Source organism: Lawsonibacter sp. LCP25S3_E2, from assembly GCF_052117285.1.
Taxonomy (GTDB): domain Bacteria; phylum Bacillota; class Clostridia; order Oscillospirales; family Oscillospiraceae; genus Lawsonibacter.
Map to the genome: position 1 here is coordinate 24,813 of NZ_JBQKJL010000015.1, position 19,551 is coordinate 44,363.

General features: G+C 58.4%; 21 protein-coding genes. 8 read left to right on the forward strand and 13 right to left on the reverse strand.

The window, feature by feature from the left end; translation table 11 throughout:
* Window positions 1-5: 5 nt before the first annotated feature.
* Both pgeF and ACTQ3R_RS12300 read right to left on the reverse strand, forming a co-directional pair.
* On the reverse strand, window positions 6-818 hold the full coding sequence (gene pgeF / locus ACTQ3R_RS12295) for a peptidoglycan editing factor PgeF (protein ID WP_441779464.1): 813 nt from the start codon (window positions 816-818) through the stop codon (window positions 6-8).
* A gap of 117 nt (window positions 819-935) precedes the next feature.
* Entirely contained in the window at window positions 936-1,148 is a 213-nt protein-coding gene (locus ACTQ3R_RS12300) for a hypothetical protein (protein ID WP_441779465.1), read from the reverse strand.
* 108 nt (window positions 1,149-1,256) lie between these two features.
* Between ACTQ3R_RS12300 and ACTQ3R_RS12305 the strand changes: the two genes are divergently transcribed.
* Window positions 1,257-2,123, forward strand: coding sequence for a hypothetical protein (locus tag ACTQ3R_RS12305; RefSeq protein ID WP_441779466.1), 867 nt, complete (start codon window positions 1,257-1,259; stop codon window positions 2,121-2,123).
* An 85-nt stretch (window positions 2,124-2,208) separates the two neighbouring features.
* Window positions 2,209-2,382, forward strand: a complete 174-nt coding sequence (locus ACTQ3R_RS12310) for a DUF1540 domain-containing protein (protein WP_441779467.1) — start codon at window positions 2,209-2,211, stop codon at window positions 2,380-2,382.
* Window positions 2,383-2,423: 41 nt separating this feature from the next.
* On the opposite strand, the gene ACTQ3R_RS12315 is transcribed toward ACTQ3R_RS12310, so the two are convergent.
* The 3 genes from ACTQ3R_RS12315 to rsxC are packed head-to-tail and all read right to left on the reverse strand — an operon-like array spanning window position 2,424 to window position 6,034.
* Entirely contained in the window at window positions 2,424-3,014 is a 591-nt protein-coding gene (locus ACTQ3R_RS12315) for an Rnf-Nqr domain containing protein (protein WP_441779468.1), read from the reverse strand.
* Window positions 3,015-3,053: 39 nt separating this feature from the next.
* Window positions 3,054-4,715 (reverse strand): RnfABCDGE type electron transport complex subunit D, encoded by a 1,662-nt coding sequence (locus tag ACTQ3R_RS12320; protein ID WP_441779469.1) that lies wholly within the window; start codon window positions 4,713-4,715, stop codon window positions 3,054-3,056.
* Window positions 4,712-6,034 (reverse strand): electron transport complex subunit RsxC, encoded by a 1,323-nt coding sequence (rsxC, locus tag ACTQ3R_RS12325; protein ID WP_441779470.1) that lies wholly within the window; start codon window positions 6,032-6,034, stop codon window positions 4,712-4,714. Before rsxC ends, ACTQ3R_RS12320 begins: the two co-directional genes overlap by 4 nt.
* 267 nt (window positions 6,035-6,301) lie before the next feature.
* On the opposite strand from rsxC, the gene ACTQ3R_RS12330 reads away from it, so the two are divergent.
* A complete protein-coding gene (locus tag ACTQ3R_RS12330) occupies window positions 6,302-8,494 on the forward strand; it encodes an S-layer homology domain-containing protein (RefSeq protein WP_441779471.1) in 2,193 nt (730 codons plus the stop codon).
* Window positions 8,495-8,525: 31 nt separating this feature from the next.
* On the opposite strand, the gene ACTQ3R_RS12335 is transcribed toward ACTQ3R_RS12330, so the two are convergent.
* Window positions 8,526-9,362 (reverse strand): hypothetical protein, encoded by an 837-nt coding sequence (locus ACTQ3R_RS12335; RefSeq protein ID WP_441779472.1) that lies wholly within the window; start codon window positions 9,360-9,362, stop codon window positions 8,526-8,528.
* A 119-nt stretch (window positions 9,363-9,481) separates the two neighbouring features.
* Between ACTQ3R_RS12335 and ACTQ3R_RS12340 the strand changes: the two genes are divergently transcribed.
* The 5 genes from ACTQ3R_RS12340 to ACTQ3R_RS12360 are packed head-to-tail and all read left to right on the forward strand — an operon-like array spanning window position 9,482 to window position 13,041.
* Window positions 9,482-9,988 (forward strand): YqeG family HAD IIIA-type phosphatase, encoded by a 507-nt coding sequence (locus tag ACTQ3R_RS12340; protein WP_441779473.1) that lies wholly within the window; start codon window positions 9,482-9,484, stop codon window positions 9,986-9,988.
* A complete protein-coding gene (locus tag ACTQ3R_RS12345) occupies window positions 9,985-10,842 on the forward strand; it encodes a TIM barrel protein (RefSeq protein WP_441779474.1) in 858 nt (285 codons plus the stop codon). Before ACTQ3R_RS12340 ends, ACTQ3R_RS12345 begins: the two co-directional genes overlap by 4 nt.
* A 12-nt stretch (window positions 10,843-10,854) precedes the next feature.
* On the forward strand, window positions 10,855-11,919 hold the full coding sequence (locus tag ACTQ3R_RS12350; protein ID WP_441779475.1) for a M24 family metallopeptidase: 1,065 nt from the start codon (window positions 10,855-10,857) through the stop codon (window positions 11,917-11,919).
* A gap of 37 nt (window positions 11,920-11,956) precedes the next feature.
* Window positions 11,957-12,469: an SLOG family protein gene (locus ACTQ3R_RS12355; protein WP_441779476.1), complete on the forward strand. Its 513-nt coding sequence runs from the start codon at window positions 11,957-11,959 to the stop codon at window positions 12,467-12,469.
* Window positions 12,466-13,041, forward strand: coding sequence for an epoxyqueuosine reductase QueH (locus tag ACTQ3R_RS12360; RefSeq protein ID WP_441779477.1), 576 nt, complete (start codon window positions 12,466-12,468; stop codon window positions 13,039-13,041). The genes ACTQ3R_RS12355 and ACTQ3R_RS12360 overlap by 4 nt, the downstream gene beginning before the upstream one ends.
* 49 nt (window positions 13,042-13,090) lie before the next feature.
* On the opposite strand, the gene gltS is transcribed toward ACTQ3R_RS12360, so the two are convergent.
* The 7 genes from gltS to tsaD form a co-directional block, all read right to left on the reverse strand.
* On the reverse strand, window positions 13,091-14,335 hold the full coding sequence (gene gltS / locus ACTQ3R_RS12365; protein ID WP_441779478.1) for a sodium/glutamate symporter: 1,245 nt from the start codon (window positions 14,333-14,335) through the stop codon (window positions 13,091-13,093).
* 333 nt (window positions 14,336-14,668) lie between these two features.
* Complete coding sequence (locus tag ACTQ3R_RS12370; protein WP_441779479.1) at window positions 14,669-15,511, reverse strand: DNA-binding domain-containing protein; 843 nt, start codon at window positions 15,509-15,511, stop codon at window positions 14,669-14,671.
* Complete coding sequence (locus tag ACTQ3R_RS12375; protein WP_441792673.1) at window positions 15,508-16,860, reverse strand: ATP-binding protein; 1,353 nt, start codon at window positions 16,858-16,860, stop codon at window positions 15,508-15,510. The genes ACTQ3R_RS12370 and ACTQ3R_RS12375 overlap by 4 nt, the downstream gene beginning before the upstream one ends.
* Window positions 16,861-16,945: 85 nt before the next feature.
* Window positions 16,946-17,302, reverse strand: a complete 357-nt coding sequence (gene rplT, locus ACTQ3R_RS12380) for a 50S ribosomal protein L20 (protein WP_441779481.1) — start codon at window positions 17,300-17,302, stop codon at window positions 16,946-16,948.
* Window positions 17,303-17,322: 20 nt separating this feature from the next.
* Window positions 17,323-17,532, reverse strand: coding sequence for a 50S ribosomal protein L35 (gene rpmI / locus ACTQ3R_RS12385; RefSeq protein WP_050625289.1), 210 nt, complete (start codon window positions 17,530-17,532; stop codon window positions 17,323-17,325).
* 18 nt (window positions 17,533-17,550) lie between these two features.
* A complete protein-coding gene (gene infC, locus ACTQ3R_RS12390) occupies window positions 17,551-18,135 on the reverse strand; it encodes a translation initiation factor IF-3 (RefSeq protein WP_441779511.1) in 585 nt (194 codons plus the stop codon).
* Window positions 18,136-18,538: 403 nt separating this feature from the next.
* Window positions 18,539-19,549 (reverse strand): tRNA (adenosine(37)-N6)-threonylcarbamoyltransferase complex transferase subunit TsaD, encoded by a 1,011-nt coding sequence (tsaD, locus tag ACTQ3R_RS12395; protein ID WP_441779482.1) that lies wholly within the window; start codon window positions 19,547-19,549, stop codon window positions 18,539-18,541.
* Window positions 19,550-19,551 lie beyond the last annotated feature (2 nt).

Here is a 19,551-nt window from a genome sequence, read left to right on the forward strand (position 1 = left end):
CCTCGTTACAAAAGCTGAATCATGGCCGCCATACTGCCCCGAACCTGGCCCTGAATGCGGTGGGACCAGAAGGTGTCCAGGTCACAGGCGGTACAGGCAGAGCACAGGGCGATGTGTTCCGGCAAAAGGCCGGCCTGTTCCAGCCACCGCTGGTTGGCCCCCTTCAAATCCACCTGGTATTTTTCTCCCCCAGGCAAGGGGCGGATAAAGTCCTCGGCCTGGGTGCCCAGTCCGGAGCGCAGGCCGTCTGGGACGTCTATGTGGGTCTCAAAGCAGCAGGGGCCGATGCCCGGCCCGATGGCCGCGAGGATGTCAGCGGGATGGCAGCCATAGTCCTCCACCATTTTTTCTGCGGCCCGTGCGGCGATGCCCGCAGCAGTGCCGCGCCAACCTGCGTGGGCGGCGGCGATGCAGCGGCGGCGGGGATCATAGAGCAAAATGGGGATACAGTCCCCGGAAAAAATAGTCAGACACAGGCCCGGCTCGTCGGTGATAAGACCATCGGCCTCAAAAAGGCCGGGATCAGCGGGGTCGTCCATCCGGTCAGCATGGGTGACCGGGCGTACCAGATTGCTGTGGATCTGGTGGTTTTTGACCAGTGCGGCGGGGTCCGTCCCCACCGCGGCACAGAAGCGGCGGAAATTTTCCCGGACATTGTCCCGCGTATCGCCCCGGTTGGCCCCCAGATTGAGGCTGTCCCAGGGGGCGGGGGAAATTCCGCCAAGACGGGTGGAAAAGCCGTGGGCCGCCCCCGCCCAGGCGGGGTGGTCACAGGCGAAAAAAGAGACGCCATGGCGTCGCTTGATTTTGATGTCCATGGTCGTCCCTCCAGCAATGACAGGATACTATGTTATTTTATTTTAGCCCAAAATCTCCGGTATGGCAACCCATTATCCGGGAGAAAAAGGAACTTTGTTTTGTCTGCGAATGGTCGATCAGAGCTGTTCCAGCTCACGCAGGGTATCCTGAATGGTTTTCTGAGGCAGATAGACCGCCGCCATCTCTGCCAGCTGGGACAGAGTCAAGCTGCGGGCCGCCCCCACCATGGGGTGCTTCATAAACTTTCCAAAGCGGCGCTGAAATACTGCTCTGGATTTGGGATTGTCCAGCAGTTCCCCCACGGTAATGGTCCGGTTGCGCAGATCCATGTCAATCACCTCCCAACCAGTCTATGCCTTCCGGGCCCTATCCTTGACTTTCCGGTAGGGACCGATTATACTACTTTCTACCATGAGACGGCAGGAGGAAATGAGAAAATGGAGAAAAAGAGAGGGAAATTGAGACAAGTTTTTATCGTAGCAGATTCGGCGCTGCGTCGGAAACGAACGGTGGCGGCGGTGTATATTCTCCTGCGCTTTCTGGTCATTGCTACCATGGTGGCCCAGTTTTTCAACCGGGATTATGAGAGCGTATTCCTTTGCCTTTTGACCCTGATCCTGCTGCTGCTGCCCACTATGGTGGAGCGGGCGCTGATGGTAGATCTCCCAAATACCCTGGAAATTATTATCATGCTGTTTATCTTTGCAGCGGAAATTTTAGGGGAGATCCGCTCCTTCTATACTACTTTCTATGGCTGGGACACCATTCTGCACACCATCAACGGCTTTCTCTGTGCGGCCATCGGCTTTGCGCTGGTGGATATGCTCAACCGCAACGAAAAATTCTCCCTTACCCTTTCCCCCACCTACATGGCGTTGGTGGCCTTCTGCTTTTCCATGACCATCGGCGTGCTGTGGGAGTTTTTTGAGTGCGGAATGGACCAACTGTTTCTGCTGGACATGCAGAAGGATGCCATTGTAAACACCATTTCCACCGTGATGCTGGACCCCACGGGCGGGAATACGCCGGTGGCGATCCGGGATATTACCGATGTGGTGGTGGTGACCGCGGCGGGGGAGGAAATTTCCCTGGGACTGGGCGGTTATCTGGACATTGGGATTTTAGACACCATGAAAGACCTCCTGGTGAACTTTGTGGGGGCGGTGGTCTTTTCCTTTATTGGCTATTTCTACGTGAAAAACCGCGGAAAAGGCAGATTTGCCAGCCGTTTTATTCCCAAGGTGGTGGATGTGCTCCCGGAGGACCGGGAGAATTCTGTCCCTGAGGATGGGGAGAAGCGGTAAAATTTTCAAAATTCACCGGTGGATCTGGTATAGTCGGGCATTTTCTGGTTCATACTAAGGCCAACCCAAGGAAGGAGGGTTTTGTATGAATAACAAGTCCTGTAATACCAGCATCCAGTGTACCGTGGATACCTGCGCTTATCACAACGCCCCTCAGAACTGCTGTTCTCTGCAGTCTATCAAGGTGGGCTGCTGCGGCAGCGCCCCCACCAAGTGCGAGGGAACCGAGTGCGCTTCCTTTAAGCTGAGCGCAAAGTAAGAGCAAAAAGCCTGTGGAAATAACATTTCCACAGGCTTTTTTTAATCCAGATGAAGTCCGTAAAAACCAAACAGCGCCATCGCCATCAGCCCAGCGGTAATCAGTTGGATGGGGATTCCACGAAACGGGCGGGGGCAGCGCTCCAGATCCACCTCAGTCTGAAGGCTGGCGAAGCTGGCCAGAGCCAGGCAGACGCCGATTCCGCCGAAGAAGGCGAAGAGCAGGGAGGAGAACAGGCCATAGCTGCGCTGGGTAATGATGAGGGCAGAGCCCAGAGCGGCACAGTTGGTGGAGATGGAGGAGAGATTCTCGTCCACCCGCCGGGACAGTTCCGGCACACAGGTGCGGAAAAAGCGCCGCAGGGCAGCCACCAGTCCCGGAATCAGCAGTGCGAAGGCCAAAAGACGAAAGTGCTGCAGGGCAAAACGTCCCAGGACCAGATAATCCAGAAGCCAGGCGCACAAAGCGCCCAACACCATGACTAAGGTCAGGCAAAACCCTGTGCGCAGGGCCTGCTTGGGGTCCTGAAAGGAGGGACGGTGGGTTCCGATACCAGTGCAGGTGACGAGGACCATGTTTTCAGAGAGAAGAGCGGCCAGAGCTACCCCGGCCAGTTCCAGCGCGGTGGTCATAGTGCCCCACCTCCTTTCCGGAGAGGCAGAAGGCAAGACTTATACATCGCTGTCCACATATTCGACCTCTCCTTCCGTATCGAGATTTGCCACAATGGCCAGCGCACGGTTGACGCCGGCGGTAATGGCTTTGGAGGTGGCGGTGGCGCCGGTGACCACATCCACAGAGTTGGCCCCGGAGGTCCGCAGGGTTCCCGAGCGGCCAATGTAACGGCTGAGCGCTTCTTCCGTCATGGCCTTAGTGCCCACGGGATTGGTCTCCGAGTGGCTGGTGACGGCTACACCGGTAACCTTGCCGTCCAGGTCCACGCCCACCACCATGGTGATGATGCCGCCAAAGCCCTGGTTCTGGACCTCCACACAGTAGCCGATGAGTTCCCCTTCGCTGGAGTATCCGGCCAGGATGGACAATGCGCCGTTGGCCCGGTAGGGTGTTTCTGAGCTGGTTTCTGCCTGGGGCATGACCTGGGAGAGCAGCTCCCGCTGTTCCCGCGCTTCTGCCCGTGCGGTATCCAGGTCGGTGATGGTGTGAATGCTGGAAATCGCCACACAGGTGACGGCAAACAGAAGGGCGACGGGGGCAAGAGCCTTGATGTGGGTCCGCAGGGGGTCCAGGTAGGCCTCGCCGGGCATTTTCCCCTCTTTCAGCCCGAAGAAATTGAACTTCATCTCAGGCTTGACAAATTTTATTTCAGCCAGGCTGCTTTGAATTTCCATCACCCAGTTTTTGGTGACGGTAAAGCGGCCGATGCCAAACCGGCGGGGCATACCCATCCGGTCCATCAGCCATACCAAACAGTTCATGGTCAAAATGGCCCAGCCGACCCCTTCCGGGTAGGAACCGTGGTAGCGCAGCAGCATGGTGAGAAGGCCGCAGCCCACCCCAAAGATCACCTGGCCGCGGGGTGTGACCGGAGAGGTGGTGGGATCGGTGGCAAAGAAGATGGCCCCCATGATGAGCCCGCCGCTGAGAAGCTGGTAGGCCGTCCAAACCAGGGGGTTCATGCCCGAAGGATAAAACAGCAGGGAGACCAGTACGACCGTTCCCAGATAGGCCAGGGGGATGCGGGCAGAGATGACCCGGCGCAAAAGCAGGTAGACAAATCCCAGCAGAAGCATGGCGGAGGATACCTCGCCCATACATCCGCCCTGCTGCCCTAAAAACAGCTGCGGCAGGGTCTCAGCGGGAAGACCTCCGTCGTGAAGGGAAGCCAGGGGGGTGGCGGCGGAGACAGCATCCGGGTTTACCATAGAGACCCAGTGAAGGGGCTGGGCCCAGGTGGTCATAAGGATGGGGAGCGTGGCGCACAGCATCCGTCCGGCCAGGGCGGGATTCATAAAGTTCTTGCCCAGGCCGCCGTAAAACTGCTTGACCACAATAATGCCGAAGGCGCCGCCCAGCACCGGTACCCAGTAGGGGGAGGTCACCGGCAGGCTGAGCGCCAGCAAAAGACCTGTGACACAGGCGGAGAGGTCCCGAAGGGTATTGCTCTGATGGGTCAGACGGCGGTAGAGCCACTCGGAAAAGACGCAGGCTGCCACCGAAATGGCACACAGGGCCAGTACCCGCGGGCCAAAGAGAAAAACAGACATCCCCAGGGTTGGAACCAGGGCCACCATCAGATCCAGCATCATAGCGGTGGTGGTGGCGCTCTGCCTCAGCTGCGGAGAGAGGTAGGCGGGGGGAAAGGAAGTGTTCATTGAGCTGTGCCTCCTTCCCGCAGGGTATTTTTTGCCAGGGTGACCGTCTCCACCAGAGGAATCTGAGCGGGACAGATGAAGGAACAACAGCCGCAGGCGTTGCAGTCCTCGGGGTGAAGCTTAGCCAGGGCGGCCAGGTCATTGGCCTTTAGGGCCTGGCGGATAAAGGTGGGGGCCAGATGCATGGGGCAGCGGTCCACACATTTTCCGCACCGGATGCACACGCTGCCGGCACCCTCCGACTTGCGCTCCGGGGAGGTGAGACAGACTAAGCTGTTGGTGCTTTTCAGCACCGGGGCGTCCAGCGAGGGAAGCGCCACGCCCATCATGGGGCCGCCGGTGACCATCAGCTCCGCCTCTTCCCGCAGTCCGCCGCAGGCTTCCAGCAGGACGCGCCAAGGGGTCCCGATGGGGACCCACAAGTTTCTGGGGCGGGTCACTGCTCCGCCGGTGACAGTGACGGCGCGGTGCGTGAGCGGATGGCCGCGGAAAAAGGCATCCTGTATGGCGTAGACTGTAGCCACATTAAAGACCACACATTTCACGTCCAAGGGAGAGCCGCCGGGGGGAACTTCCCGGCCGGTCACCGTCTGTACGATCTGCTTTTCCGCGCCCAGAGGATACCGGGTGCGGACGGTACAAAGGCGCACCAGCTTGTTGCGCCGCAGGCGCCGCTCCAGAGACTCCACCGCGTTGAGCTTATCCCCCTCTGTGACCAGGACCACATGGGAGGCACCCAGACACCGGGCGAGCAGCTCGCCCCCTTGAATAATGTATTTGGCCCGCTCCAACAAAAGCCGGTGGTCGGCGGTGACATAGGGCTCACACTCCGCGGCGTTGATGATGAGCGTGTCCACCCGTCCGGCGGCCTGGTCCAGCTTTTTCCAGGCGGGATAGGCGGCGCCTCCCATGCCCACGATACCGGCCCCCTGCACCCGCTCCATCAGGGAGGTCAGGTTGGCCTCCCGCAGGGGAAGGGGTTCCGGCCGCCCGTCCCAGGGAGTGTCCTGGCCGTCATTCCGGATGATGATGGCGGGGGAGCTGCCGCCCCAGGGATGGGGGCGGTCCTCCAGTGCAGTTACCCGGCCGGAGATGCCGGAATGGGCGGCAGCGCCGCCGGTCTCCTCCCACTGGGCCACGGGCTGGCCCCGCAGCACCCGGTCGCCGGGGCGCACCAGAGGAAGGGAGGGGCCGTCGGCGCACATGAGCAGGGGGATGACAAGCTCTTCCGGGGAAACGGAGAGAGAATTAAGGGGCTTTCGCCGCGTACTTTCTTTTCGAGTGGCGGGAAATACTCCGCCGAAAAAGGAATGGGGCATTGAAAAATAACCTCCATATGCTGCCTATTTTCAGAGAATAGACAAAATACATGCAGTATCTCAACATTTTTACAGCCTATATCATAATCCAAGGGGGCGGGTCTGTCCAGACTTTTCACGAAAAGTTCATAATCGGGGTACAGATAGAAAAAGTTGTACAAAAAGTGGGAACTACACTTTGGGGATATTGCAAAAAGTGTGAAAGAAAAGTACAATAGTTTCATGCTTTTTTGACGCGGCAAACATTGAATGGGAGGTTGTTTTGAAATGAAAAGAGTTCTGCGTCGTTTGCTTTCGTCGGCCATGGCGGCTGTGCTGGTGGCGGGGATGTGTATCAATGCTTCGGCGTTTACCTATCCCTCTTCCTACTGGCCCCTGCATGACCAGTGGGCCACAGTCTCCGCGGGGACCGATGCCAAGGCCATCGTCTCCCTGGCCCAGAAGATCTATGATGAGCTGATCCCCCTGGGCATGAGCTACGATGTGTGCGGCAACCTGGAGGTCAAATGTGCCAAGGCCTCCTGGGCCTGTGAGGTGACCGGAGACATTGCCGGAGCCATTACCTGGCTGGAGCGGCAGCTTACCATGGCCAAATGGCTCAACGCCAACGGACACGGGTATAAGGATACTCTGCTGGACGGCAATGCCCGGATGGCGTATCTGAAAGCGGCCCAAAGTCCCAAGATCTATGCCCAGAGTGACACGGACCCCTCCCCCTATGCCTATGGCCCCAAGAACGGCACCTGGTATGGTACTGCTCTGGGCCATGACCAGCCTGGAGAGTCCGCTGCCCTTATGTACATTGATTTCAATGACGGTTATTCGGTGGAGTATTGGATTGACTACTACATGAATACCTCCGAAAACTTCTATGACGCAGCCAACGGAGGCGTTATCGAGCTGGCGTGGAACTTCCACCCGGAAGGAACCGCCGGCTGCCAGGCAGTCCTGTCCGCGGATAGCTATATTCAGGAGGGCGTGCGCGCCATGGCCCAACTGGACGCTACCATCCTCCTGCGGGTTGGTGCGGAGATGAACAACTGGAGCGACTGTGATCCTACCACCTACATCCAGGCCTTCCGTAAGGTGGCGGATGCCGCGGCGCCCTACTCCAACATTCAGATGGTATTCTCTCCTGGGGATATCAGCAACCGGAATGTGACCATCGACCAGTTCTATCCCGGCGACCAGTATGTGGACTGGGTGGGCATGTCCACTTACCAGAACACCAATTATTTGGATGTGTACGGCAACCCCATGAGCTACAGCCTCTCCGGCACCCCGGCCAGCAACCCCTACTATGGCACCGGTGTGTATGACTATGATCCTATGGTCATTATCAAGCCCATTGTGGATCTGGCCAAATCCCACAATAAGCCCGTGATGATCAGCGAGTGCGGCTTTGGCTACCGGAATTACGGCGCGGATCAGACGGCCTATGCAGTGGACCAGCTGACCAAATTCTATTCCTATGTCAATATGGTCTATCCCCAAGTGAAGGCAGTTTTCTACTTTGATGTGGATCTGGACAGCAGCCGGTATGACTATTCCCTCAACGGCAACTCCGCGATCTCCTCTGTCTACCGCAGTGCCATTGACAACAATGGAGCCTACCTGGCCCAGGGACAGACTTCTGCCGTGGGTTGGGAGGAACTGAGCCAGACCGAACTTAGTGACACCGGTACGCTGAAGCTGGCCTCTTATGTCAGCTTCCCTGGGGTGAAGAACGCCACCGTGCAGTACTATGTGGACGGCAAGCTGGCCGCCACGGTGTCCCAGGCCCCCTATTACTATAACCTGAACACCGCAGCCCTCAGTGCTGGGGAGCACAAGATCTATGTGGTGGCCTCCGGCAATCAGTTCAAGCAGCAGAGCGGTACCTATACCCTTACCGTGCCGGGCAGCACCAAGCCTGTGGTACAGACTCCCTCCAGCTGGGCCGAAGCGCTCATTGTGGATGCCCAGAGCAAGGGCCTCATCACGGAGCGTACTCAGGGGATCTACCAGGACCAGATCACCCGTCTGCAGTTTGCCGAGCTGGCCGTCAATCTGATCGAAAAGGCCACCGGGGAGATAATTGTTGCCGCGCCGGACAATTTTACCGACACGGATGACATCATGGCGCTGAAGGCTGTGGCCGCCGGAGTGACCAGCGGCAAGGGGGATGGGATCTTTGCCCCCAACACCCCCATCACCCGCCAGGAGATCAGCGTCATGCTGAACAAGGCCATCCAGTATGTGGATGCGGCCAACGGAACCAGTACCCTTGCCAACACCAGCACGGTCATTGACAGCCAGTTCAAGGACGCGGCCAGCGTGGACAGCTGGGCGGTGGAGTCCATGGCCCTGCTTACCAACAACGGCCTGATGGCAGGCAAGGACGGCGGCATCTCCCCCAAGGTAAACACCACCGTGGAGGAGGCCATTGTGCTCATCCGTGCCATTTACGACAAGTTCTGAGCATTTTTCTGCAAAGCAAAACCGGGCGGCCTTAACGGCTGCCCGGTTTTTTGATGTCCTGAAGGTTTCGGGACGCAGAGGGATAGCGGCGAACACCGATGTGGGCGGCACAGGAGGAGATCTCCGCCCAGGGAGCCAAGAAGATGTGGATGCCCGCCCGATGGGCCACCTCCACCTTCCGGCGCAGAGTATCCTCGTCGTCAAAGAGGACAAAGTGGGCGCCGTTGTCCCGGCTCATGTAGGTAAAGTACCGGGCGCACAGGTCCCCGGAAAAAAAGATGGAAGGGGACAGGCGCTCCTTCAGCTGTTCCAGCTGCTCCTGAGAGAGCGGCTGCCCGGAACCGGTGGGGGAGGGAAGATAGAAGTCCTCCGCCGCCTTTTCCAGAGCCAGAGCCGTCCGTTCCCGGCCGAATTGTTCCACGGCCTCCTCCAAACGCAGCTGCAGCGAGCCGCCGGACAGGGCCGAGGGGATCATAACCTTCCCGTGGGGGGCACTCTGGGCGTAAGCCTCGGGCACGATCAGCATCCAGTCCCGCCGGGCAAAGGGCTCATCCAACTGTCCCACGATTTGGGCCAGGGGTGGCAGGCGGGATTCAAAGTCCAGAATGGCTCCTACAAAGCCCCTGGCTTGGCATTCCCGTACAATCTCCTGGCAGAGAGGGGCGGTCTGCCCCAGACCGTCAAACCCCCGGTCGCTGAGGACCATCAGACTTCCACGGGGCAGCAGGGCGTTGTCGGCCCGGAGCAGACGTCCCCCAGGCCCCAGACGGTAGGCCAGCAGGGCGGGTGTGGCCCGCCAGGGCTGAAGCGCGGGCAGCTGCCGGGGGGTCAGCGTGACGATAAAGGTGTCCTGTGGTGGCTGCGGCATAAGAGATGCCCCCTTGTCCAAACTAGGCAGGTGTGATATACTGTCAAGCGCAAATTTGACCTGCGTGTGCTTTACCCTATGTGCCGCGGGCTAGTTTTAGAACAAAGGAGGATGCCTTCGTGTCCTTTTCACCCATACCCCAGGGGGTTTATCCCTCGGTGACCCAGATCGACCCCGAAGCCCTGGCCCGGCGGGGCATCCGGCTGGTGCTGGCCGACCTGGACAATACTCTGGTGCCCTATAAGGTGACCCAGGTGCCTCAGCAGGTGCGGGCCTGGAAGGAAAAGCTGGAGGAGCACGGAATCCAGCTTTTCCTGCTTTCCAACAGCCGAAAGCCCGGCCGGGCCCAGCGCTTTGCCGAGCAGCTGGGCATTCCCTACCAGGGCCACTCGGGCAAGCCCAAGCGGGGAGGTTATCTCCGGGCCATGGAGCGCATGGGCTGTAAGCCGGAGGAGACGGTGATGGTGGGGGACCAGATCTTCACCGACACCCTGGGCGCCAACAACGCGGGGGTCACCCCGCTGCTGGTGGAGCCCATCCGTCTGGCGGGCAACCCTGGACGGTACATCCGCTATGCCGTGGAAACTCCTTTCCGTCTGCTGGGCAAGAGGAGGAGTTTTCTGTGAGTGCAAAGTTCGGTCCGGCGGGCAATTCGGACAGCTTTTCCAAACGGTATAAGTCCTCCCTGGACGCCCCAGGCTGGATTGCGGGCCTTGGCCTTTCCTGCTATGAATATCAGTGTGGAAAGGGAGTCCATGTGGGAGCGGAGACGGCCCGAAAGCTGGGACAGCGGGCACAGGAGGCGGGAATCACCCTCTCCCTCCACGCACCCTATTTTATTAACCTGGCAAACCCTGACCCGGAGTCGCTGCAAAAGACCATCGGCTACATCACCGCCGCCTGCCTGGCAGCGGACCAGATGGGGGCGGGGCGTGTCATCATCCATTCCGGCGCTTTGATGAAGCGTACCCGGCGGGAAGCGCTGGAGATTGCCCGCAAAAGCCTGCGGGCGGTGATGGCTGCCTGCGACGAGGGGGGCTTTGGCCACATCACCCTGTGCCCGGAGACGATGGGGAAAATCAACCAGCTGGGAGATCTGGACGAGGTGCTGGAGCTGTGTACCCTGGATGAGCGGCTGGTCCCCTGCATTGACTTCGGGCATCTGTATGCCCGTTCCCTGGGGGCCGACGACGGACCGGAGGCTTTTGACCGGATGCTCAGCCGCCTGGAAGAAGTGCTGGGAGCGGAGCGGGCGGCCCAATTCCACAGCCACTTTTCCCACATCCAGTTCACCCCCAATGGGGGAGAAAAGTGCCACCGCACCTTTGCCCATGACGACGGCTATGGCCCCCAGTGGGCGCCCCTGGCGAAAGAGGTGGCCCGCCGGGGCTGGAGCCCCACCTTTATCTGCGAAAGCGCAGGTACCCAGGCGGAGGATGCCCTGGAGATGCAGAGAATTTACCAGAGTTATCTGGTGTAAGGAGAGTTCAACATGAACCATATTGCAAAAATTGCGTCTAAGCTCCCCGAGTATGGACTGGACGCCATGCTCATTACCAGCCCTTCCGGAGAGCGCTATGCCCTGGGCTTTCATGGAGAGGGGCTGCTCCTGGTTTGCCGGGATGGGGCCCACTATACCACCGATGGGCGCTATATTGAGGCCGCCCAGGAGCAGATTACCGGCGCCCAGGTATCCCAGACTACCAGTGGAAACGGACACCTGGCCCAGGCCAGAGCCTATCTGGAGGAAAAAGGCCTTCACAACGTGGGCTTTGAGAGCGGAGAGATGACGGTGGATGCCCACCGGCGCTACGCCCAGGAGCTGCCCTGTATCCTTACCCCGGCCCAGACCCTGTTGGATGAGCTAAGAGCGTCCAAGGATCTGGAGGAGCAGGCCATTATGCGCCGGGCCCAGGAGATCACCGATGAGGCCTTTAAGGCCATCCTGAACTTTATCCGCCCCGGCCTCACTGAGCGGGAGATTGCCGCCCGGCTGGTCTATGAGCTTATGCGCCGCGGAGGAGAGCAGGTGTCCTTTGATCCCATTGTGGCCGCCGGCCCCAACGGGTCCCGCCCCCATGCGGTGCCCGGAGACCAGGTGGTGGACACGGGGATGTTCATTACCATGGACTTTGGCTGCAAGGTTCAGGGCTACTGCTCCGATATGACCCGCACGGTGGCTCTGGGTCAGCCCACCCAGGAGATGGAGGAGGTCTACGCCGCTGTGCTCAGTGCCCAAAAGGCAGGCATCAACGCCGCACGGGGCGGGGTGGCCGGCTGGGAGGTGGATGAGGCCGCACGCCGCTGCCTTCGGGAGGCGGGCTATGGGGATTACTTCACCCACAGCTTCGGCCATTCCTTAGGAATTGATATCCATGAGTCCCCCAACGCGGCTCCCAGCGAGCAGGGGCTTCTGCCTGTGGGAGCGGTGATCTCCGCGGAACCGGGGGTCTATCTGCCCGGCCGCTTTGGCGTGCGCATTGAGGACGTGCTGATTCTCACGGAAAACGGCTGTGAGGACATTACCCGTTCGCCCAAGGATTTGATCGTCCTGTAATGGATGGAGCAAACGGGCAAGGAAGGAGGAAACGGCCATGGAGCGTGAGACAACCTGCTGCTTTACCGGGCACCGGCCGGATAAGCTACCCTGGGGCAATCGTGAGGATGACCCGCGGTGCATCAGGGCCAAGGAACAGATTGCCCAGGCCCTGGAGCGGGCCTATGCGGCGGGATTTCGTCACTTTATGTGCGGCATGGCCAAGGGCGGCGACCTCTACTTTGCCCAGGCGGTGCTGAAGCTGCGGGAACAACGTCCGGACGTTACCCTGGAGGGGGTACGCCCCTGTGAGAACCAGGCAGACAGCTGGACGGGGGAGGAAAAGCGGCAGTACTGGGCCATTTTGGACCAGTGCGACTATGAGACCCTGGTGCAGCACCATTACGACCGCTTCTGCATGATGCGGCGAAACCGCTATATGGTGGACCGCTCCGCCCGCATCATCGCCCTCTACAACGGAGAGCCAAAGGGAGGCACTGCCCAGACCCTGGCCTATGCCCTGCAGAAAAAGCGGGAGACTGATATTCTGGACCTGGAGGAAGAGACATGAATACCCTCATGCATATCTGCTGCGCCCCCTGTGCCAACCGTCCCATCGCCCAGCTGCGGGAGGAGGGGATGCAGGTGACAGGCTTCTGGTTTAATCCCAACATCCACCCCTATACCGAGTATCAGGCCCGCAAGCGCACCCTGGAGGATTACGCCAAGGAGATCGGCATGAAGCTGATCATCGGCGGCTGCTATGACCTGCGCTCCTTTATTACCGCCGTGGCCGGAGATATCGACGGCCGGTGTGCCTACTGTTACCGGGTGCGCATGGAGGAGACAGCCCGGTTTGCCGCGGAAAACGGCTATGACAGCTTTACTACCTCCCTGCTCATTTCTCCCTACCAGCGCCACGAGGCCATTGCCGCTGTGGCACGGGAGATGGGGGAGAAGTATGGGGTGGCGTTTCTCTACCGGGATTTCAGGCCCCTCTTTCAGGACGGGCAGGCCTTTGCCCGAGAGCACGGATTTTATATGCAGAAGTACTGCGGCTGCATTTTCAGTGAAGAGGACCGCTACATGGCCGCCAAGCGAAAAAAGATGGCAAAGCGGTTGGAACAGGAGAAGGTACAATAAAAACAAATGGCCCGCCCCGGATTGGGGCGGGCTTTGTTTGTGGTACGGATCAGCCAAAGATGGGCAGGATGTTCAAAAAGCCGGTGATGATCAGGCCGTTGAAGAAGTCGATGAACAGGGAGCCCACCAGGGGGACGATGAAGTAGGCCTGGGGAGCGGGTCCATACTGCTTGGTGACGGCCTGCATGTTGGCCATGGCGTTGGGCGTGGCGCCCATGCCGAAGCCGCAGAAGGCGGCGGTCATAACAGCGGCCTCGTAATCCCGGCCCATAATGGTGAACACCACGAAACGGGCAAAGAAGAACATGAGGACGGTCTGGGCCAGGAGCATGGCGATCATGGGGCCGGCTACCTTGGCCAGATCCCACAAAGCCACGGACATAAGGGCGATGGCCAGGAAGATGGACAGGGATACGTTGCCCCACAGGTCCAAAGCCTTTGCGGGCAGGACAATGTGACGGGCATCGCAGAAGTTGCGGATGACAGCGGCGATGAGCATGGCGCCGATGTAGGTGGGGAAGGTGAAGGTGAACTCAAAGTTGCCGATCTGGATATGGATGTTGTTCAGCGCCATGGTGAGCAGGGTGCCCAAACCAGAGGCCACGATAAGCAGGATCGCGGCGTTGGTGAAGGACTCGGTGTCCACACGCTCGGCCTTGGCCTTGTCCTCGGCGGACTCATCGGCCATTTCCATCAGTTCTTCGGTGCTTTCATTGGACTTCAGACCGAAGCGGTTGATGATGCTCCGGGCGGTGGGGCCGCCCATGAGGGAGCCGGCCACCAGACCGTAGGTGGCGGCGGCCACCGCGATGGCGTTGGCAGAGGCAATTTGCAGATCCTTTTCCATCATGGGACCATAGGATCCGGCGGTGCCGTGGCCGCCCACCATGGGAATGGAGCCGGTGCACAGGCCCAGGCGCAGGTCCCAATCAAAGACTCCGGCCAGAACGGAGCTGACGATGTTTTGGAGAAATACCATGACAATGGCCACAAGGAGGAAGGTAACCACCTTTTTGCCGCCCTTTTTCAGCAGACGGAAGCAGGCGGTGTAGCCCACGCTGGTGAAGAACAGGGTCATGAAGAAGTCCTTCACATTGGAATCAAAGGTAAACTGTACCACACCCGCCACGCGCAGGGCCAGGTGGGCGATGGCAAAGATCAGGCCGCCCACCACCGGGGCGGGGATGCAGCATTTTCTCAAAAATTCCACACGGTTGGTGAGGAAGCGGCCCACCACAAACAGCAGCATAGCGATGGCTGCGGTCTGATACATGTTGAGTGTAATTTCTAACATTGGGATCTCTCCTTCTTTCTCCACGAATTGGCCTGGGCAGTGCGCCAGTTTCTGCCCAGGGATCGGCCGCGATTCCTGCGGCCCTCATTACAACGTCATTGTAATCGGCCACCATCAAAAAACTTCAGATTCCGACAGGGTCAAAAAAACTTCTCTTAAAATAACAAAGCGATTTCTTCCTTTTTGTCGCCTTTGAACAAATGAAAACGGCAAAACGGTAAAAAAATCGCCGATCCAATGGACCGGTGAAGGAAAGAAATGAATCAGTGAAGAAAAACGAAGGCTTCCGAACCGTATGGTTCGGAAGCCTGTTCCTGTCAGATAGACCGGCAGTCATTCCTCTTCCAGAAGAAGAATCAGACCATCCAGAAATTTTTTGAGACTGGCTTTGCCGTGCTGACCCTTTCCCTGCTGAAAGGCCATCTCGGCCCGGACCTCCTGAAAGGGAAACAGCCGGGCGGCGTAGCGAAGAAATACTTCGTTGTTGTAATCTTCCAAACCCAGGCTGGCCATGTGGCTCAGACAGCGGTCCACCGCCCGGCGGGCCCGCTGTTCAATGGTCTTGGGCGGCCCAGGCAGGCGGGTACACAGGGTGGACACGGGAATTTGGGAGGCACTGCCTCCCTCCTCCAGCAGCAGGGCACACAGATCCATAATATCTTTGGCCCCCTTCTCCCCGGCCATACCCAATTGGCTGAGGATATATTTCAGGCGTTTGAGCCGGTAGTCGGAGGGAGAAGCGGGCTGGGGGGAGACGGCGGTATCCCGTCCGGCAAAGACCCCCTGTATGGTCTTGAGGGCGCGCTCGTTTTCGATTTGTGTTTTGACCGTGGTGATGACCTGCCGTACCTCGATGAGGTTAATGGGCTTTTGGATGAAAAAGGAGATGCCGGCCGTGTAGGCCTTGGCGATCATCTCTTTGGCAGATACCTGGGAGATCATGATAAACTTAGCCTCGGAGCCCATCTCCCGCAGTTCTCGAACGACCTGAATGCCGTCCTTTTCCGGCATGAGCAGGTCGATGAGAATGAGGTCGGGGGCCAGGGCAAGGATCTGGGGCAGGCCGGGAGGACCGTCCCCTGTGTCGCCGCAGATGGTGCCCAGACCGCTGCCCTCCACAATGTCCTCCAGGATGCCAATGACGGAGAGGTCATCTTCAATGATATAGATTCTCATGTCCTGTCACCTCCTGCAATGGCGCTTAGGGGAAGGCGCACTTGAAAAACGGTCCCTTGCTTTAACTGGGATTCTACCTGGATGGAGCCTCCCAGCTCCTCCACGATGTAGTGGACAGCGGGGAGCCCTACGCCTCGGTTTATGTCGCCGGTGGCGGCGTTGAATTTGGTGGAGTAGCCAACCTGGAAGAGCATTTTGATGGCTCTTGGGGGAATTCCAGGGCCATTGTCCGAGACAAGGAGCAGAAAATCCTCCCCATCGGTTTTCGTCTCCACCCGGACAACTCCTTGCCCCTTTCCTGCCTGAATGGCTTCCACCGCGTTGGTCACCAGATTTTTCAAAATAGAGAGCAAACGATAGTGCTCCCGGACGGAGAAATCAGACTGACAGTGACACTCCAGGCGGATATCCGCTCTCTGCTTGCCTAAAAACTGACGGGTGGAGATCTCCAAAATGTTCAGCAGGTCCTGAAGGGACATATCCTCGTGGTCGTAGGCCTCTGCCACATTTTCTTCCAGCCCGCGGATAATGCGCAGATTGTCCTTTTTGACCTCGTGGACGTCCCTGGCGATGGACAGGGCCAGGGAGGCCAGCTCCGGATCGGCGTGTTCCTCCAGACGCTCATAGAGGCGGTATGCGTTGGACATGACCCCTTCAATGTCCTCGGCATCCTTTTTTAAAAAATAAAGCTCCGTCTTCAAACTGGCAGTCATCAAAAACAGCCGGCGGTACCGGTGCTCGTGCTCCTCCCGGATCAGCAGCTGGCGGTAGCTTTTGGAGACCCACAAAATGGCACAGGCGGTGAAGGAACGGGCAAAGGCCAGCCCGGCCAGAGAGAGGGCGGGAGGAAACGAGGCGGCCTGGGGGTGCAGATGGCTGGAGAGCAGTAAATTGACGGAATTGGACGCTAGGTCGCACAGCAGGAATACGGCCCACAGACGCATGGGGGAGACGTATCTCCGGTCCCGCACCAACAGGCATAAGAGGGCATCGTAACAGAGATAAAACACGCCGCCGGGATATTCCAAAATCAGGGCGCGAAGCAACTGCGTGCCCTGGAACAGATCGATTACCGTACGGATGAACAGCACGCACAGTCCGGTTACCAATCCGGTGCTGGGACGATGGCTGTCGCGCATCATGGTGACCAGCAGGGCGGGGTACAAAATGACCGCGGCGGAGACCCGGAACCCCTCTGCCCACACCGATAAGTAAAGCTGCCCGGACAGAGCTACCAACAGCCCGATGAGCAGCTGGCGCTGCCGGTATTTCAGGTGAAAGAGAGAAAGATGGCTGAGATTTGGCCAATCCACCTTGCCCACCCCCTTTCCGGATGTTCTTTCTTCCATGATAAGGGAAAACCTGCGGTTTCGCAAGAGAAAATAAAAATCCCGGCGCCGGAAAGGGCGCCGGGAGAATTGGAACGGATCAGCCTCAGGCCAGGGCCTTCTTGGCGGTCTCGGTCAGCTGGGTGAAAGCGGCCTTGTCGTTGACAGCCAGCTCGGCCAGCATCTTGCGGTTGATCACGATGCCGGACTTCTTCAGACCATTCATGAAGGTGGAGTAGTTCATGCCGTTGAGCTTGCAAGCGGCATTGATACGGGCGATCCACAGCTGACGGAAGTCGCGCTTCTTCAGCTTGCGGCCGGTGTAGGCATAAACGCCGGACTTCATCACGGCCTGGTTGGCCATCTTGAAGTGCTTGGACTTGGAGCCCCAGTAGCCCTTGGCCATCTTCAGGATCTTATTTCTTCTCTTGCGCGTCATCATCGCGCCCTTAACTCTTGCCATTGTTCGTTCCCTCCCTTATCTTACTTGTACAGGATCATGCGCTTGATGGCGGCCTCGTTGGTCTTGTCGGCGTAGGTGGTGCCGCGCAGAGCCCGCTTCAGCTTGGTGGTCTTGCCGTGGCCATTGAGCAGGTGACGCTTCTTGGTCATGGCGCGCTTGACCTTGCCGGTTTTGGTGAGAGAGAAGCGCTTCTTAGCGCCGCTGTGAGTCTTGATCTTGATCTTCGGCATAACAGAAAACTCCTTTACTTACTTTTTGGCATCCTTGGCAGGCTTGGGGGACAGGAAAATGGACATGTGCCGGCCCTCAAGCTTGGGGGATTTATCCATCACTGCCTGTTCGCCGCATTCCTCGGCAAACTTCAGCAGCAGATCCTGGCCGATGTTGGTGTGAGCCATTTCCCGGCCGCGGAAGCGGACGGTGACCTTGCACCGGTTGCCGTCGGCCAGAAACTTCTGGGCATTTCTCAGCTTTACATTGAAGTCGTTGACGTCAATGCTGGGAGACATGCGGATCTCCTTGATCTCCACCACGCGCTGATTCTTGCGGGCTTCCTTCTCGCGCTTGGTCTGTTCGAACCGAAACTTGCCGTAATCCATCAGCTTGCAGACCGGGGGAACGGCGTTGGGCGAGATCTTGACCAGATCCAGATTGTGTTCTTCCGCCAGGCGAAGGGCCTCCTGAGAGGACATGATGCCCAGCTGTTCGCCGGACTCGGAAATCAGTCTGACTTCTTTGTCGCGAATCTCCTCGTTGGTTTGATGACCTGTGTTAGCGATGGGAAAGCACCTCCAGACAATAAAAAATGTGGGTTGCCGGTTTGGCCCCCACATCACAACAAAATAGCGCCGAAGCTTCGGCGGAATTGTTACTTGTTAACCCTTTGGCTCTGGCCTGGGGTGAGGACGGGGAACCGTACCTGCTTACTTGTGCGTTGGAATTATAGCACTGGAATATGACACTGTCAAGAGAGAAAATGAGATTTTTTTCGTTCTTTGGCCTGTAAATGACGCAAAATGGAAAAAGATTTCCGGTCAATAGATTTACATAACGGTTATACATAACGGACGCCAAAAAGAATCTCCACATTTTCCACATGGTTTTCCACAATTCAAGTGTGGAAAACTGTCGAGAAAGGACGAAAATAAAAAACAAACGGTTAAACTGTTTGAAATTGGTAAAATAAAATTGTAAAACTGAGATGACATAATGTGGATAACTCTCCGGAAACAGCGGTTATCCCAGAGAGATATCTCGGGTGGCGTAGGCGTTCAGGTCAAGGCCAGCCAGGTGCCCGGCCTGGTATTCATAATACCCCTGACAGCCGATCATAGCGGCGTTGTCGCCGCAGTAGCGAAGCTCCGGGAGATAGAGTTTATCCCCGCTTTGGGCACAGGCGGCCTGGAGGTCACTGCGGATGCGGCTGTTGGCGGCCACACCTCCGGCCACAGCCAGCTTGCCGTACCCTTTGGCCTGCAGGGCGGCCATGGCACGGGGGACCAAAGAGTCGCTCACCGCCCGGCCAAAGCTGGCGGCAAAGGCGGGCAGATCCAGGTCCTCTCCCTTCTGCTGGGCGTTGTGGATGAGGTTGAGGCTGGCGGTCTTTAAGCCGGAGAAGGACATGTCCAGCTCCGCCCCGGCTACATGGGCCACAGGGAGCTCGTACTTACGGTCGTCTCCTCCCTGGGACAGTCTGTCCATGGGGGCTCCGCCGGGGTAGCCGATGCCCAGCACACGGGCTACCTTGTCAAAGCATTCTCCCGCCGCATCGTCCCGTGTACCGCCCATAATTTCCATCTCGGTATAGGATTTTACATCCACAATGGCAGTGGTGCCCCCGGAGATACAAAGGCACACAAAGGGGGGCTCCAAATCCGGGTGGGTGATGTAATTGGCGGCAATATGTCCCCGGACATGGTGGACGGGAATGAGAGGGAGCCCCAGAGAGGCGGCCGCTCCCTTGGCGAAGTTTACCCCCACCAGCACCGCCCCAATGAGGCCGGGGGCGTAGGTAACAGCGATGGCATCCAGATCTGTCCGGGCCAGGCCCGCATCGGACAGAGTCTGATCTGCCAGACCATATACCGCCTCGATGTGCTTCCGGGATGCGATCTCAGGGACTACGCCTCCGTAGATGGTGTGCATCTCGATCTGGGAGGAGACACAGCTGGACAGCACGGTCCGGCCGTCTTTGACTACAGCGGCGGCGGTGTCGTCGCAGGAGGATTCAATGGCAAGGATGATCATGG

Bases quoted from the DNA above. Each gene is read 5' to 3' on its own strand.
- pgeF (WP_441779464.1), bottom strand. From the start codon at position 818: ATGGACATCAAAATCAAGCGACGCCATGGCGTCTCTTTTTTCGCCTGT.
- ACTQ3R_RS12300 (WP_441779465.1), bottom strand. From the start codon at position 1,148: ATGGATCTGCGCAACCGGACCATTACCGTGGGGGAACTGCTGGACAAT.
- ACTQ3R_RS12305 (WP_441779466.1), top strand. From the start codon at position 1,257: ATGGAGAAAAAGAGAGGGAAATTGAGACAAGTTTTTATCGTAGCAGAT.
- ACTQ3R_RS12310 (WP_441779467.1), top strand. From the start codon at position 2,209: ATGAATAACAAGTCCTGTAATACCAGCATCCAGTGTACCGTGGATACC.
- ACTQ3R_RS12315 (WP_441779468.1), bottom strand. From the start codon at position 3,014: ATGACCACCGCGCTGGAACTGGCCGGGGTAGCTCTGGCCGCTCTTCTC.
- ACTQ3R_RS12320 (WP_441779469.1), bottom strand. From the start codon at position 4,715: ATGAACACTTCCTTTCCCCCCGCCTACCTCTCTCCGCAGCTGAGGCAG.
- rsxC (WP_441779470.1), bottom strand. From the start codon at position 6,034: ATGCCCCATTCCTTTTTCGGCGGAGTATTTCCCGCCACTCGAAAAGAA.
- ACTQ3R_RS12330 (WP_441779471.1), top strand. From the start codon at position 6,302: ATGAAAAGAGTTCTGCGTCGTTTGCTTTCGTCGGCCATGGCGGCTGTG.
- ACTQ3R_RS12335 (WP_441779472.1), bottom strand. From the start codon at position 9,362: ATGCCGCAGCCACCACAGGACACCTTTATCGTCACGCTGACCCCCCGG.
- ACTQ3R_RS12350 (WP_441779475.1), top strand. From the start codon at position 10,855: ATGAACCATATTGCAAAAATTGCGTCTAAGCTCCCCGAGTATGGACTG.
- ACTQ3R_RS12355 (WP_441779476.1), top strand. From the start codon at position 11,957: ATGGAGCGTGAGACAACCTGCTGCTTTACCGGGCACCGGCCGGATAAG.
- ACTQ3R_RS12360 (WP_441779477.1), top strand. From the start codon at position 12,466: ATGAATACCCTCATGCATATCTGCTGCGCCCCCTGTGCCAACCGTCCC.
- gltS (WP_441779478.1), bottom strand. From the start codon at position 14,335: ATGTTAGAAATTACACTCAACATGTATCAGACCGCAGCCATCGCTATG.
- ACTQ3R_RS12370 (WP_441779479.1), bottom strand. From the start codon at position 15,511: ATGAGAATCTATATCATTGAAGATGACCTCTCCGTCATTGGCATCCTG.
- ACTQ3R_RS12375 (WP_441792673.1), bottom strand. From the start codon at position 16,860: ATGGAAGAAAGAACATCCGGAAAGGGGGTGGGCAAGGTGGATTGGCCA.
- rplT (WP_441779481.1), bottom strand. From the start codon at position 17,302: ATGGCAAGAGTTAAGGGCGCGATGATGACGCGCAAGAGAAGAAATAAG.
- rpmI (WP_050625289.1), bottom strand. From the start codon at position 17,532: ATGCCGAAGATCAAGATCAAGACTCACAGCGGCGCTAAGAAGCGCTTC.
- infC (WP_441779511.1), bottom strand. From the start codon at position 18,135: ATGTGGGGGCCAAACCGGCAACCCACATTTTTTATTGTCTGGAGGTGC.
- tsaD (WP_441779482.1), bottom strand. From the start codon at position 19,549: ATGATCATCCTTGCCATTGAATCCTCCTGCGACGACACCGCCGCCGCT.